The organism is Nitrincola nitratireducens, assembly GCF_000585235.1.
GTDB lineage: Bacteria > Pseudomonadota > Gammaproteobacteria > Pseudomonadales > Balneatricaceae > Nitrincola > Nitrincola alkalisediminis.
In genome coordinates, this window is sequence record NZ_AONB01000006.1 from 65,020 (window position 1) to 79,617 (window position 14,598).

Below are 14,598 nucleotides of genomic sequence, written 5' to 3' on the forward strand. Positions count from 1 at the left end.
ACGGGAACAGGAACAGTCAATCATGCGCAGCCATTATTGCGGCGATCTTCGCAAAGAACATATCGGCCAAGACATTACTCTCATGGGGTGGGTTCACCGTCGCCGTGATCACGGTGGTGTTATCTTTCTTGATGTTAGAGATCGTGAAGGGATCACTCAAGTCGTGTTTGATCCTGACAGGCACGAGTCTTTCAAGTTGGCAGACAGTGTGCGCAACGAATACGTCATTGAGTTGCGTGGCAGCGTTCGTGCGCGTCCTGCGGGAACTGAAAATAAAGACATGCCAACGGGCGACATAGAGGTTTTGGGTAAAGAACTGCGTATTCTGAACAAGTCAGACACGCCCCCTTTCCAGCTGGATGAACATCAACAAGTCGGTGAAGACGTTCGTTTGCGCAATCGTTTTATTGATTTGCGTCGTCCTGAAATACAGCGTAAGTTGCGTTTCCGTTCACAAATTACGCACTATATACGTAACTATTTAGAAAATAACGGGTTTATTGATATTGAAACCCCTATTTTGACGCGAGCAACACCTGAGGGTGCGCGTGATTATCTTGTTCCTAGCCGTACCCACGAAGGTCATTTCTTCGCGTTGCCACAGTCACCACAGCTGTTTAAACAGTTGTTAATGGTGTCTGGCTTTGACCGCTATTATCAAATTGCGAAGTGCTTTAGAGATGAGGATCTTCGTGCTGATCGTCAGCCTGAATTCACTCAGATTGATATCGAGACCTCGTTCTTGTCTGAGGATGAAATTATTGCCATCACCGAGACCATGATTCGCGGTTTGTTTAGCGAATTGTTGAATGTCGAGCTGGGTGACTTCCCGCACATGCCATACTCTGAGGCAATGCAGCGTTACGGTTCGGATAAGCCTGATTTACGTTTTCCGATGGAGCTTGTCGATGTGGCTGATTTGGTGGCCGCAGTGGACTTTAAAGTCTTTGCAGCGCCTGCACAGGATCCAAATGGACGAGTCGCTGCGTTGAATGTACCTGGTGGTGCTGAGTTAACGCGCAAGCAAATTGATGATTACACCAAGTTTGTCTCAATTTACGGTGCAAAAGGCTTGGCGTGGATTAAGGTCAATGATCTTGCTCAGGGTGCTGAAGGCCTACAATCTCCGATTGTTAAGTTTTTGGGCGAAGATGTCGCTTTAAAAATCATGGAGCGTGTTGGTGCGAAAAACGGAGACTTGGTCTTCTTTGGTGCAGATAAAGCGAAAGTTGTTAATGAAGCACTCGGTGCTCTGCGTTTAAAAGTCGGCGAAGACTTGAAAATGCATCAGTGCGAGTGGGCACCTTTGTGGGTCGTGGATTTCCCAATGTTCGAGGACGATGGAAAGGGTGGCTTAACCGCTCTACATCACCCATTCACTTCACCCAATTGCACACCTGCCGAGTTGATTGAGCAGCCTGAAGGCAAGTTGTCTCGTGCATATGATATGGTGTTGAATGGAACTGAGCTTGGTGGTGGATCGGTTCGTATCCATGATCAGGAAATGCAGCGTGCCGTCTTTAAGGTGCTGGGCATTACCGATGAAGAAGCGGAAGAGAAGTTCGGCTTCCTGCTAAATGCATTGCGCTACGGTGCGCCTCCGCACGGAGGTTTGGCGTTTGGTTTGGACCGTCTAGTTATGTTAATGACGGGCTCTTCATCCATTCGTGAAGTGATTGCCTTCCCGAAAACCCAAAGTGCAGCCTGTTTGTTAACAGACGCGCCGGGTGAGGTTAGCGCAGCGCAGCTGAGAGAGCTCAATATCAAAGTGCGAAAAGCACCCTGATAGATTCATATGAAATCTTAAAAGGGGTGCTCAGGTGCCCCTTTTTACTTTATACGCGTATTACTTAGAGACGTGTTCGATACGAAAGTGAGGGAGTAGCATGGCAGGTCATTCCAAATGGGCCAATATAAAGCATAGAAAAGCGGCTCAAGATGCTAAGCGTGGCAAGGTGTTCACCAAGCTGATCCGCGAATTGACGGTGGCTGCAAAAGAAGGGGGTGGTGCACCTGAGGACAATCCTCGCCTTAGGGCTGCCGTAGATAAAGCGCTGGGCGCTAACATGAAGCGCGATACAATCGATAAAGCTATTCAGCGTGGAGTGGGTGGAGCCGAAGGTGAAAACTACGATGAGCTGACGTATGAAGGCTATGCGCCAGGTGGTGTTGCGATTCTTGTTGAATGCATGACCGATAATATTAATCGTACGGTGTCGCAGGTAAGGGCTGCTTTTTCTAAACACGGTGGCAATTTAGGAACGAATGGCTCTGTTGCCTACTTGTTCACTAAGCGAGGCCAGATAGTGTTTGAGGCACCTGTCACTGAAGATATGATCATGGATGTTGCCCTTGAGGCGGGAGCAGAAGACATCGTGACCCATGAGGAAGGCACTGTAGAGGTCTTAACCAGCTCGGCAGACTTTATGGATGTTAAGCAGGCGTTGGTGGATGCGGGTTTTGCACCTGTGGACGCTGAGGTTGGCATGGTGGCGTCAACACAGATAGATCTCGATTTGGAAGCCGGGCAAAAGGTTATGCGTTTGCTGGATGTTCTGGAAGATCTTGATGATGTACAGAATGTCTTTCATAACGCCAATATACCGGAAGAGGCAATGGAGTAATGCCTCTTTATACAGAGAGATCTGAATGATTGTGTTGGGTATTGATCCGGGGTCACGGATTACAGGGTACGGTGTGATTAACAGTGTATCGGGTCGAAACGAGTATATTGCCAGCGGCTGTATCCGCATCAAAGGAGATGAGCTGCCGGACCGTTTGCGCCAAGTGTATGCCGGCGTGACGGAAATTATTGAGCGTTACCTCCCCCAAGAGTGCGCCATAGAGCAGGTTTTTATGGCTCGCAATGCAGACTCTGCATTAAAGCTCGGTCAGGCGCGTGGAGTGGCGATCGTGGCCGCGAGTAATCAGTCGTTACCTGTCTATGAATACTCGGCAAGAAAAGTAAAGCAGTCGGTAGTGGGCTCAGGCTCCGCTGATAAAACACAAGTTCAACACATGGTTTCGCATATTTTGAAATTACCTGGATTGCCACAAGCGGATGCTGCTGATGCATTAGCGATTGCGCTTTGTCATGCTCATTCTCGTAGCTCTTTATTGAGTGTTGTTACACATCACTCAGGTCGTGGAGGGCGTTGGCGATGATTGAGGTGACAGAGTTTGTCTATTATGCCGATTTGGCGGGTATTGCGGTGTTTGCTGCAACAGGGGTTTTAGCGGCGCAAGGTCGCCAAATTGATATGTTTGGTGTCATTGTGCTGGCAATTGTGACGGCTTTGGGTGGAGGAACGCTGCGAGATCTCTGCTTGAATGCACATCCATTAATTTGGATTGCAGATCCCGTGCTGTTGTGGACGGCCGTGATTGCTGCATTGTTTACCTTTGCAGTATGTCGTTATAGACCTTATCCGCGGCGAGCCTTGCTGACACTCGATGCCGCGGGTCTAGCATTGTTTGCGGTGGCTGGGGCTGAAAAAGCACTGTCGTTGGGTTTTACACCAACCATCGCGGTGGTTATGGCCGTGGTGACGGGCTGCGCGGGTGGGATGATCCGTGATTTAATGACGGTTCGAATCCCCGGTATTTTGCGACACGATGAATTCTACGCGACCTGTGCATTGCTTGGGGCAATATTTTACGTGTCATTGCATGGCATTATTGAGTCGGGTTTGCTCGCCTTAATCACGATCGCCATTATTTTTATCGTTAGAATGCTCGCGATAGTGTTGGAGTTGCGTTTACCTGTCTTTGTTTTGGCGGGTATGGATCATCCACCCCGTTTGCCCCGTCTCTTGCGGCGTTTGTTCAAAAAATCTAAACATCCAGAGGAATGATGCCCCATGATTGGACATTTGCGTGGAATCTTGCTTGAGAAAAATCCTCCCTTTATGTTGTTAGATGTTGCAGGAGTGGGGTATGAGATTGAAGCGTCAATGAATACATTTTATCGGCTACCAGAGGTGGGGAAAGAGGTTTCCTTGTACACTCATATGGTGGTCAGAGAAGATGCGCAGTTGTTGTATGGGTTTGCGGATATTCAAGAAAAAGGGTTGTTTAGAGAGCTGATTAAGACCAACGGCGTTGGGCCTAAATTGGCCATTACAATCTTGTCGGGTACGCAAGGCGATGCTTTATTCGTTGTGTAGAGTTAGAAGATGTAACGACTTTATGTAAACTTCCAGGTGTGGGTAAAAAAACAGCCGAGCGTCTGATTATTGAAATGAAAGACCGTTTGAAAAAACGTTTTTCATCTGCGCATGATTTGTTGTCTCCTGAAATTAGCACGCCTCAAGTGGAAGTTGAGCGTATGGACAGTCGCTTGGAAGCTGAAAGTGCATTGGCGGCCTTAGGTTATAAGCCTGCTCAGGCAACGAAAGCTGTAGAGCAGGTGTACAAGCAGTTGGGTGCTCAGGCGAGTTCCGAGGATCTGATTCGCCATGCGTTGAAATCGATGATTAGTTAATTGGGAAGTGTGTGCGGATGATAGAAGCAGATCGATTTTTAACGCCTAAGCCTGTCAGTCGAGTCGAGGAAGTTCAGGATCGAACGGTGCGGCCTCAGACGTTGGCGGATTATCAAGGGCAGCCTGTTGTCCGAGAACAGATGGAAATCTTTATTCATGCCGCACGTAATCGTAATGAAGCGCTTGATCATACGTTGATTTTTGGCCCGCCGGGTCTAGGAAAGACCACGCTTGCAAATATCATTGCGAATGAGATGGGGACGCAAATCAAGACAACATCAGGGCCTGTGCTTGAAAAAGCAGGGGATGTCGCTGCAATGTTGACCAACTTGGAAGCGGGCGATATTTTATTCATTGATGAGATACACCGTTTAAGCCCAAATGTCGAAGAAATTCTGTATCCAGCAATGGAGGATTATCAGCTGGATATTATGATCGGAGAAGGTCCGGCGGCTAGGTCAATCAAGATAGAGTTGCCGCCATTTACGCTGGTGGGGGCAACGACACGCGCAGGGTTGCTAACATCGCCGCTGCGAGATAGGTTTGGGATTGTTCAGCGCTTAGAGTATTACTCTGTTGATGACCTTACGTCTATTGTCTCTCGTGCTGCGGCTTTGACGAAAACCCCGATTGATCCTGATGGGGCAAGGGAGATTGCAAAGCGCTCTAGGGGGACGCCACGTATTGCGAATCGATTATTGCGACGTGCAAGAGATTATGCGGAGGTCAAGGGAGATGGTGCCATTACAGCGGCAATTGCTGACCTTGCATTGAATATGTTGAATGTAGATGAGCGCGGCTTTGATCATATGGATCGGCGTATGCTGTTAGCGATGATCGAAAAGTTTGATGGTGGGCCCGTCGGTGTCGATAGTTTGGCGGCTGCCATTAGTGAGGAGCGGGATACGCTTGAAGATGTGCTCGAACCCTACTTGATTCAGCAAGGCTTTATTATGAGAACGCCGCGAGGTCGAGTGGTTACTGATCATGCCTATGCGCACTTCGGTTTGTTAAAAAAGACGTCAGAATAATACGTTTTTCTGACGCTGATCAACGTTTCTTTGATTGTGCTTGTTACTATGGAATCTGAACGTAGCGATTGAGATTCCGGGTGAGATAATGGTTCAGTCAGTGAGGTTATCAGCACGCTCGAATGTTCAAGAAGAGCTAAAGCAGATGCGTCAATATCTGTTGGATGAAAGGGAGTTGTTGCTGCAGTCAAACAGGCAGCTTCCTCCGTCTCTGGAACTTGAGATACGTGAGTGTGAACAGGCGCTGTGCAAATGCGCTGAAGGTCGCTACGGTTATTGTGATTCGTGTGGCGAATCAATAGAATTAAACCGCTTAAAAGCTGATCCTTTGGTGCGATACTGCTTGGCTTGTTCAAGTCGGTATAAAATCGAATAAGGTATGCGAAAAAAATTTCTCTATAAAGTCCTTTGCCTCTTGTATAAATTTGAGCGGCTGATATTGTGTCGTCTGAATTATGCATATGGTGAGGGTAATGTCATTCACCCTGGAGCAAAGAGTTTATATAGAAGATACTGACTTTGGCGGTATTGTTTATTACGTAAACTACTTGAAGTTCATGGAGCGAGCGAGAACAGAAATGCTTCGTTCGTTTGGATTTTCGCAGCAGTCCTTGTCTGCGGATAATGTATTATTTGTCGTTAGTCAATTGGAGAGCCGATACCTTCAGCCCGCCTGTCTTGATGATGAACTATTAGTCGAAGCTGCAATCGAAGCTTCAGGCGCAGCAAAACTGTTGTTCAAACAGTCAATTCGCCGTAAATCCGATTCCGAATTATTATGTACAGCCCATGTAACGGTTGTCTGTGTGAGTGCTGATTCGAAAAAGCCTCGCAGGCTCCCGAGTGGGCTGAAAATGTGTGTATCAGAAACGATAGAACTCTCTACTGACCGAGCAGGAGTAAAAGGTGCAGGATAAGTTGTCAATTTGGGGCCTTATTTTAGAGGCCAGTTTGGTCGTACAGCTAGTAATGCTGGTGTTGGTTTTGGCCTCATTTTTATCATGGATCATGATTTTTGAGCGTCGAAGTTACATTCGCAACGCCAAGCGTTCGATGCAGGAGTTTGATGAGCGCTTTTGGTCGGGTATTGACTTAGGTCAACTCTACCGAGAGGTTAACCATACACCTAATGATGATTGTGGAACGGAGAATATCTTTAGGGCTGGCTTGCGTGAATTTACGCGCTTGACCCAAAAAGGCCATGCCGATCCTGATGTTGTGATGGCAGGTGTTCAACGTAGCATGAGGGTCGCTATGTCGCGTGAGCAGGAAAAGATGGAGAAGCATCTCTCCTTTCTGGCGACAGTGGGGTCTACTAGCCCCTATATCGGCTTGTTTGGAACTGTGTGGGGGATCATGAACTCCTTCCGTGGTTTGGCAAATGTAGCACAGGCTACGCTTTCGGCTGTTGCTCCAGGGATTGCAGAGGCATTGATTGCGACAGCAATTGGTCTGTTTGCGGCTATCCCAGCGGTTATAGCGTACAACCGTTTCTCGGCACAAGCCGAAGCCTTAATGGGTAATTATGAAACTTTCGCGGATGAGTTTTCTAGTATCCTTTATCGTCGCGTTCATGCACTGTAGGGGTTGAGCATGGAATGGCGGACGCGTAAAAAACGAAGCTTAAATTCTGAAATCAACGTCGTACCCTATATTGACGTGATGTTAGTACTGTTGATTATTTTCATGGTTACAACTCCAATGTTGACCCAAGGTGTGAATGTGGACTTGCCTCAGGCAAGTGCAGATCCAGTACAAACAGACGATGAAGAGCCTTTGATCGTATCCATTGATGCAATGGGGAATTACTACATTAATGTGGGTGGCGATGATCAAGAGGCCGTGTCGGGCGATATTATTCGAGATAGGGTCGAGAAAATATTGAACGTTAATCCGCAAAAGATGCTGTTGGTGCGTGGGGATAAAAAGGTTGAGTATGATCGGATTATTCAATTAATGGTCCTTTTGCAGCAAGCTGGCGCTCCTAGCGTCGGTTTGGTAACTGAATAGGTTTTGTGTTGTGAATAATCGCAATTACATTGTGCCTACGATTTTGGCAACATTTGTCCATTTAGTGGTTGTATTTATCATTGCGGGTCATTGGTTTGATCATGCAAAGCCCGAGCATAAGGTAGCAAGGCAAATTCAAGCGCAGATGATTGATCTGGCGTCTTTAAGCTTGCCGGATGCGACCGCGAGCCAGCAGGTAACGGAAAACAGAAATCAGCAGGCTGTTCAGCAAGAGCAGCAACGGCAAGAGCAGCAACGGCAAGAGCAGCAACGGCAAGAGCAGCAACGGCAAGAACAGCAGCGGCAAGAGCAGCAGCGGCAAGAGCAGCAGCGGCAAGAACAGCAGCGGCAAGAGCAGCAACGACAAGAACAGCAACGGAAGGAAGCCGAGCAGCAGCGCGAGAGAGAATTAGTGGCTCAGCGCGAGGCGGAGTCAAGGCTAAAAGCGGAACGAGAGCGGCAGGCAGCAGCAGAGGCCGAGCGTAAGCGAGAACAAGAGCTCGCAGCCCAAAAAGCGGCCGAAGAACGTAAGCGCGAAGAAGAGGCACGTAAAGCGGCAGAAGAAAAGCAGCGTCAAGAAGCAGCCGCTCAAGCTGAGCGTCAACGCCAAGAAGAGGCAAGGCAGCGTGAAGTGGCTGAACAGCAGCGCCGAGCGGCTGAGGAAAAAGCGAAGGCAGAAGCTCAAGCGGCAGCTCAGGCAGCGGCACAGGCGGCTGCAAATGCAGTAATTGGTGACATTGGTAGCTATATTAGTGCAATGTTGACGCAAAACTGGCGTATTCCAGCAACTGCGCGAAATGGGATGGAAACAGTCATTGAGTTGCACTTGATGCCAAACGGTGAAATCAGTGATGTTCGTATTATTAAAAGCAGCGGTGATGCTGCGTTCGATCGATCTGCAGAGCAGGCAGCAAGGCGTACAGAGCGGCTTCCGCGTGTTGCAGAAGTTGAACCTTTATTATTTGAACGGCGCTTGAGACGAACACAAGTCGTATTCAGGCCTGAAGGATTGAGGTGGTAGTCTATGGTTAGAGCAATAGTGTGTGCATTCGTGCTTACGATGAGTACTTGGGTTAGTGCACAGTTGGTCGTAGAAGTTACACAGGGAGTTGACAGTCAGAGTCCTATCGCAATCGTTCCATTTGAATGGCGCGGTGATCAGGCATTAGATGAAGACGTTGCTCGCGTTGTTGAGCAAAACTTGGAAAGAACGGGTTTCTTTAAGGCCTTGGCGCGTGAAAATATGCTGAGTTTTCCAACGGCTCAAAGCCAAGTCTTTTTTCGAGATTGGCGGATGTCGTCTACCGATTATCTTGTGATTGGTCGAATGGAGTCTGTTGGTGGGGATCAGGTTCGCTTAACCTTTGAGTTGTATGATGTTCTTAAAGAGCAAACGATTCATTCTCAGCAGGTCAGTGGTTCTCGCACAAATCTTAGGGATTTGGCTCACTATGTTTCAGATATTCTGTTTGAGCAGCTCACCGGAATTAAGGGTGCCTTTTCGACTCGTCTAGCCTACGTGACGGCTGAAAGTTTAGGGCCAGATCGTCAACGCTTTAGATTGCAAATGTCTGACTGGGATGGCATGCGTCCAAGAACTCTGTTGGAGTCAAGTGAGCCTATTCTGTCACCCGCTTGGTCATTTGATGGAAGTCGACTTGCCTATGTGTCTTTTGAAACATCAAGACCTGCCATCTATGTTCAGCATTTGGCTACGGGGCAGCGTGAACAGGTTCAGTCCTTCCCGGGCCTTAACGGCGCTCCTGCTTGGTCGCCTGACGGTAATCAATTGGCGATGGTATTGTCGAAGGATGGAAACCCAGAAGTGTATGTTCTGAATTTAAGCAGTCGTCATTTAGAACGTATTACCAACAACAGTGCTATTGATACTGAGCCTTTCTGGGCACCGGATGGGCGCTCATTATACTTCACCTCTGATAGGGGTGGTTCGCCACAGATTTATAAGTACAACTTTAATACCCGCGCAGTTGAGCGAGTGACCTTTGAAGGTAACTACAACGCTGCGGGAAGGCTTACTCAGGATGGTCGCTTTTTAGCGATGGTGCATCGGGGAAGCTCGCGCCGTTTTCAGATAGCCGTTCAGGACCTACAGAATGGTCGTCTGGATATTTTGACCAACAGCGATTATGATGAGTCGCCAAGTATAGCTCCAAATGGTACCATCATCATCTATGCAACTCAGCAGGGATCAAGAGGCGTTCTTGGTGCTGTTTCAATTGATGGAAGAGTGCGTTTTAATATGCCTGTTCCGCAAGGGGACGTTAGAGAGCCTGCGTGGTCGCCTTTTCTTAGATAAACTGATATTCAATAATTGATTGGGTCTGAGACCCGCTTGGGAGAAAAAAATGCGTTCAACCAACTTAAGTAAAGCTTTGGCGTTGGCGGCCGTTATGGCTTTTGCTGCAGGCTGTGGTTCAAAGAGCACCAAAACGGATTCAGGTGCAATGGGTTCTGACGCGGCAGGCGGTGCAGCGGCTTATGGATCTGGCACGGGATCTGATGTTTCTGGTGGTAGCTGGGCTGATGTTGCAAACCTTCGTACTGTTTTTTACTTTGACTTTGATCGCTCTGTGGTAAGACAGGATGGTTTCTCTGATCTTGAAGCGCATGCGCGTTACTTGTCACGTAACCCATCAGCGTCTGTTCGTTTGGAAGGTCACGCTGATGAGCGTGGTACTCGTGAATACAACATGGCACTGGGCGAGCGTCGTGCGCAAGCTGTTGAGCGTTTATTGATTGTAAACGGTGCTAATGCACGTCAAATCGAGACCATCAGCTACGGTGAAGAGCGTCCAGCTGTATCTGGCAATCACGAAGGTGCTTGGTCACAAAACCGTCGTGTTGAGCTGAAATACGTTAGTCGATAAATAACACTATGAGACACTTACTACGATCAGCCATCCTTATTGCCCTTTATCCTGTCGCCATGCACAGCATGGCACAAGTACCTGTTTTGCAAATCAGTGGCGTCAGTTCAGATCCAAGCCAGGATCTTTACCAGTCAAGCCAGTCTGAAATGGTACAGGTATTATTTCAGTTACAGGAAGAGGTGCGGCAGCTTCGCGGAGAGTTAGAAACGATGCAGCATAAAGTGGATCGTTTAGAGACTGACTCTAGAGATCGCTACCGTGATGTCGATCGTAGGATAAGTGTGCTCATGCAAGCGGCTCTTGAAAACGAAGATGCCGCTCTCTCGGCTGGAGGAGCGGCGCTGCCGCCTCCTTCGGTTGATATGGGGTCTGAATCAACAGCAACACCACCCTCTACAGCCTCAACCTCCAGCACATCCAGTCCGGCTTCGACGTCATCTCAGTCTGCTCAAGCGGGTTCGGGTTTGGTGAGTGATCAGGCGGCGTATGCGAGTGCTTTCGAGTTGGTGCGGGAGCGTAAGTTTGATGAAGCCTTAAAGGCATTTGAAGCGTTTGTAGTGACCTATCCAAATAAGGATAGCACGGCTAACGGGTATTATTGGATAGGCGAGCTTCACTTAGCTCAACAAAATCCAGAAAAAGCTAGAACAGCTTTTGAGAAAGTGATGGTTGATTTTCCATCCCACCATAAAATTCCTGATACCCTCTATAAATTAGGGGTAACCTATTCTCAGTTGGGCGAGCATGAGCGTGCTCGTAATGTGTTGAGTTTAGTCATTTCTGAGTATCCGCAAAGTACTGCGGCCTCCTTGGCTCAACGGTTTAGACCAGCAGCTAATAATTAAGGCTATAGATTCATGTTAGAAAAAAAACGTGCAGTAGTGTTGTTGTCTGGCGGTCTAGACTCGGCAACCGTGTTGGCCATTGCCAAAAATAGTGGCTATGAATGTTACGTTTTGAGTTTTGATTACGGTCAGCGCTCCCTGACGGAGTTGAATGCGGCTCGTCGTGTGTCTGAGTCTTTGCATGTTGCTGATCACAGGGTTTTACGTTTGAACCTTGAAGATTTTGGTGGATCAGCACTGACGGATCACAGTCTGCAAATGCCAGAGGAAGGGGAGCAGCCAGGTATTCCTCTTACTTATGTTCCCGCTCGTAATACGGTTTTTTTATCCCTGGCCTTAGGTTGGGCAGAAGTTTTAGATGCGCAGGCAATCTTTATAGGGGTGAATGCGGTTGATTATTCCGGTTATCCTGATTGTCGTCCAGAGTTTATTAAAGCCTTCCAAGATATGGCTGCGTTAGCAACCCGTCAAGGTGTTGAGGGGCAGCCTATACGCATCGAAACTCCTTTGATTAATTTGACTAAGGCAGAGATTATTCGTCAAGGATTAGCGCTTGGCTTGAACTATGCTGCAACTGTGTCTTGCTACCAAGCGGATGACGAAGGCAGGGCTTGCGGTCGTTGCGACAGTTGTCGTTTACGTGCGAAAGGCTTTGCTGATGCGGGTGTGGCGGATCCGACGCTCTACTCCCCACGCTAGTCGATTATCTTTAGTTAAGTCATGTGGTATTATTTGTCTTTTGGTCTTTGTGACCAGTCCTCATAGTTTTCGGATTGATAAATGACACGTAATCATGATTTCTCAGATCGTATTCTTGTGCAGGAGCATTTTGCTCAAGAGCACTTGCCCTCTGCAATGAGTCTGGACGAAGCAAATCAATTAAAAGAAGAAATTAAATCATTACTGAACGAGAAAGATGCTTGTTTAGTTGCCCATTATTATACCGATCCTGTCATTCAGCAATTGGCTGAAGAAACGGGAGGCATCGTATCTGATTCACTCGAAATGGCTCGATTTGGTAGTCGCCATAATGCCTCGACGCTTCTGGTCGCTGGGGTAAAGTTTATGGGAGAGACGGCTAAAATCATCAGCCTGAAAAGCGCATTTTAATGCCAACCTTAGAAGCAACCTGTTCTTTAGACATAGGGTGCCCTATTGATGAGTTTTCGGCGTTCTGTGATGCACATCCCGATCATGTCGTAGTGGTATATGCAAATACATCGGCGGCGGTTAAGGCTCGAGCGGATTGGGTGGTGACCTCAAGTATTGCACTCAAAGTCGTCGAGCATTTGGCAGAGCAGGGCGAAAAGATCATTTGGGCACCAGACAAACACCTAGGGGATTATGTACGACGTGAGTCAGGTGCTGACATGCTTCTGTGGGATGGTGCTTGCATTGTTCATGAAGAGTTTAAAGCAAAGGGTGTGATGGATCTTAAAAAAATCTATCCCGATGCGGCCGTGCTAGTGCACCCAGAGTCGCCAGAGGCAGTCGTTGCTTTGGCTGATGTGGTGGGCTCAACCAGTCAGTTAATTAACGCAGCGGCAAGCATGAACAACCCGATGTTTATCGTCGCAACCGATCGCGGTATTTTTTATAAAATGCAGCAAGCGGCTCCAAATAAAACCTTTATTGAAGCGCCGACAGGTGGCACAGGTGCAACCTGTCGCAGCTGTGCACATTGCCCATGGATGGCAATGAATGGCTTAGAAAATATTCGTAACGCGCTTCGCGACGGTCAAGATGAGGTCTATGTCGACTCGGACTTGATTCTGAAGGCGCGAGTTCCTTTGCAGCGAATGCTGGATTTTCCAGTTAAAAAAGCCTAACGGAATTTGGCCACTCAGGATATCTGTTGCGCAGTGGCCACTCTTTTTAAAAATCTTCTTTTATTTGTCGTCTAATTTCGTGGATTTCTGCTTCTTTTCGATCAAGTCGAGCTTGGTCTGTTGGGCTTATATTGCGTTCGCGTCTAGCAAACTCGACCTGTCGTATCGCACTGTCAAAGTTGCCAGTCAGTAAAAAATACTCAATTCGAGCGTCATGTACGCCCGCTATATTGCCCACTAAGCCTTCAGCCTCAGCAAGCTCATACCATGTCTCAACATCATTGGGATGGTCGCGAACAATCTGTTTGTATACAGCTGTTGCTTCTTGCGCTTGCCCAGATTCACGAAGTACTTTGGCGTGAAGTTTTAAAATAGGCAGCGATCCGGCGTAGAGTCGGAGCAGTTGCTGGCTTTCAGTTAAAGCTTGGGTGAGCTCTTGGCGTTTTAACAGCAGTTCAACATAGCTGGCTCGTATGTACATATGTTGCCGCCATTGTGGCGATAACGCTTGAAAATGCACATGTGCTTGTTCAAGTTGCCCTATACGTGTTGCTGCCAGCATCGCACCATAGTGATTGAGGTCGCTGGGCTCTGACTGAGCAAGTGTTTGAAAATTTCTATAGATATCATTGGCTTGGTGCGCATAATGGACTTGCATGCGCGTTCGGATGATATCAAAGTCAGGAGAGTAGGGTCTTGCTCGCGGTGTAGGTAATGCAGCGGCTCTGTTGAGGGAGTCTGCGATTCGGGCTTCAGTAACAGGATGGCTAAGTAAAAATTCAGGCATGCGCTGTCCGTAGAAGCGATAATTTCGTTGCAAGCGTGAGAACATTTGCGGCATTGCATGAGGGTCACGACCAGCGGAGACCAGGTTTTGCATGCCGACTCGGTCTGCCTCTTCTTCATTGCGTCGGCTGAAGGCAAGTTGTGACTGAGCCGATGCGGCCATTGTCGAGGATAATACGGCGGTTCCTCCTTGAGTGTCTGCGGCTGCAATCAGAATGCCCGCTAATATGCCTGCGAGAACCATTGGTCGATTGCGGCGTTCCTCCTCAATCCGTTGTGCAAAATGCCGCTGACTTAAGTGTGCCAATTCATGCGCTAAAACGGATGCGAGCTCATCCTCATTTTCAGACGCAAGGATAAGGCCCCCGTGCACACCGACAATACCTCCGGGAACAGCAAAGGCATTAAACGTTGGGTTGTCGACCATCACTAACTCTAGACGCCTGTCATTGATTTGGCTATGAGGCACTAAGTCCCAAAGTAAATCATCTACATAATGCCAAGTGAGCGGGTCGGATAGTAATGGGGCTTGTCCTCTTAGCATTCGAACCCAGTTTCGTCCTAACCGATACTCGCTATCCAGCGTCACAGATGAAGATAAACTATCGGACAGGGTTGGTAGCGATGATTGGGCTATCACCTTTGGCGATAGCAAAGGATGAAACAGCATTCCACTGATTAGAGTCGCAATTAGCAAATGTTTCAACTGTAACCTCCCAAGGT

The 14,598-nt window shown here is 48.0% G+C and carries 15 protein-coding genes and 2 pseudogenes; 16 read left to right on the forward strand and 1 reads right to left on the reverse strand.

Annotation, left to right across the window (positions count from 1 at the left end; translation table 11 throughout):
• Window positions 1-22 precede the first annotated feature (22 nt).
• The 16 genes and pseudogenes from aspS (at window position 23) to nadA (ending at window position 13,089) form a co-directional block, all read left to right on the forward strand.
• Window positions 23-1,786 carry an aspartate--tRNA ligase gene (gene aspS / locus D791_RS07375; protein ID WP_036509741.1) on the forward strand — a complete coding sequence of 588 codons (1,764 nt, stop codon included), beginning with the start codon at window positions 23-25 and terminating at the stop codon, window positions 1,784-1,786.
• Window positions 1,787-1,886: 100 nt separating this feature from the next.
• Window positions 1,887-2,624, forward strand: a complete 738-nt coding sequence (locus tag D791_RS07380) for a YebC/PmpR family DNA-binding transcriptional regulator (protein WP_036509743.1) — start codon at window positions 1,887-1,889, stop codon at window positions 2,622-2,624.
• Between the two features lie 25 nt (window positions 2,625-2,649).
• Window positions 2,650-3,165: a crossover junction endodeoxyribonuclease RuvC gene (gene ruvC / locus D791_RS07385; protein ID WP_036509745.1), complete on the forward strand. Its 516-nt coding sequence runs from the start codon at window positions 2,650-2,652 to the stop codon at window positions 3,163-3,165.
• Window positions 3,162-3,854, forward strand: coding sequence for a trimeric intracellular cation channel family protein (locus tag D791_RS07390; protein WP_036509747.1), 693 nt, complete (start codon window positions 3,162-3,164; stop codon window positions 3,852-3,854). Before ruvC ends, D791_RS07390 begins: the two co-directional genes overlap by 4 nt.
• A 6-nt stretch (window positions 3,855-3,860) precedes the next feature.
• Window positions 3,861-4,483, forward strand: a pseudogene (gene ruvA / locus D791_RS07395) (Holliday junction branch migration protein RuvA).
• Between the two features lie 17 nt (window positions 4,484-4,500).
• Window positions 4,501-5,514 (forward strand): Holliday junction branch migration DNA helicase RuvB, encoded by a 1,014-nt coding sequence (gene ruvB / locus D791_RS07400; protein ID WP_036509749.1) that lies wholly within the window; start codon window positions 4,501-4,503, stop codon window positions 5,512-5,514.
• A gap of 88 nt (window positions 5,515-5,602) precedes the next feature.
• A complete protein-coding gene (locus D791_RS07405; RefSeq protein WP_036509751.1) occupies window positions 5,603-5,890 on the forward strand; it encodes a TraR/DksA family transcriptional regulator in 288 nt (95 codons plus the stop codon).
• Window positions 5,891-5,987: 97 nt separating this feature from the next.
• Window positions 5,988-6,431: a tol-pal system-associated acyl-CoA thioesterase gene (ybgC, locus tag D791_RS07410; protein ID WP_081763775.1), complete on the forward strand. Its 444-nt coding sequence runs from the start codon at window positions 5,988-5,990 to the stop codon at window positions 6,429-6,431.
• Window positions 6,421-7,098 (forward strand): protein TolQ, encoded by a 678-nt coding sequence (tolQ, locus tag D791_RS07415; protein ID WP_036509755.1) that lies wholly within the window; start codon window positions 6,421-6,423, stop codon window positions 7,096-7,098. Before ybgC ends, tolQ begins: the two co-directional genes overlap by 11 nt.
• Window positions 7,099-7,107: 9 nt before the next feature.
• Complete coding sequence (gene tolR / locus D791_RS07420; RefSeq protein WP_036509757.1) at window positions 7,108-7,524, forward strand: protein TolR; 417 nt, start codon at window positions 7,108-7,110, stop codon at window positions 7,522-7,524.
• A 10-nt stretch (window positions 7,525-7,534) separates the two neighbouring features.
• A complete protein-coding gene (gene tolA / locus D791_RS07425; protein WP_036509759.1) occupies window positions 7,535-8,545 on the forward strand; it encodes a cell envelope integrity protein TolA in 1,011 nt (336 codons plus the stop codon).
• Between the two features lie 3 nt (window positions 8,546-8,548).
• Window positions 8,549-9,841 (forward strand): Tol-Pal system beta propeller repeat protein TolB, encoded by a 1,293-nt coding sequence (gene tolB, locus D791_RS07430; RefSeq protein WP_036509761.1) that lies wholly within the window; start codon window positions 8,549-8,551, stop codon window positions 9,839-9,841.
• Window positions 9,842-9,890: 49 nt separating this feature from the next.
• Window positions 9,891-10,412 (forward strand): peptidoglycan-associated lipoprotein Pal, encoded by a 522-nt coding sequence (pal, locus tag D791_RS07435; RefSeq protein ID WP_036509763.1) that lies wholly within the window; start codon window positions 9,891-9,893, stop codon window positions 10,410-10,412.
• Window positions 10,413-10,420: 8 nt separating this feature from the next.
• Window positions 10,421-11,260: a tol-pal system protein YbgF gene (ybgF, locus tag D791_RS07440; RefSeq protein WP_051514326.1), complete on the forward strand. Its 840-nt coding sequence runs from the start codon at window positions 10,421-10,423 to the stop codon at window positions 11,258-11,260.
• Between the two features lie 12 nt (window positions 11,261-11,272).
• Window positions 11,273-11,959 carry a 7-cyano-7-deazaguanine synthase QueC gene (gene queC, locus D791_RS07445; protein ID WP_036509765.1) on the forward strand — a complete coding sequence of 229 codons (687 nt, stop codon included), beginning with the start codon at window positions 11,273-11,275 and terminating at the stop codon, window positions 11,957-11,959.
• A 156-nt stretch (window positions 11,960-12,115) separates the two neighbouring features.
• Window positions 12,116-13,089 (forward strand): annotated as a pseudogene (nadA, locus tag D791_RS07450) (quinolinate synthase NadA).
• A gap of 46 nt (window positions 13,090-13,135) precedes the next feature.
• Here nadA and D791_RS07455 read toward each other — a convergent pair.
• Window positions 13,136-14,581 carry a M48 family metalloprotease gene (locus D791_RS07455; protein WP_036509767.1) on the reverse strand — a complete coding sequence of 482 codons (1,446 nt, stop codon included), beginning with the start codon at window positions 14,579-14,581 and terminating at the stop codon, window positions 13,136-13,138.
• Between the last annotated feature and the right edge of the window lie 17 nt (window positions 14,582-14,598).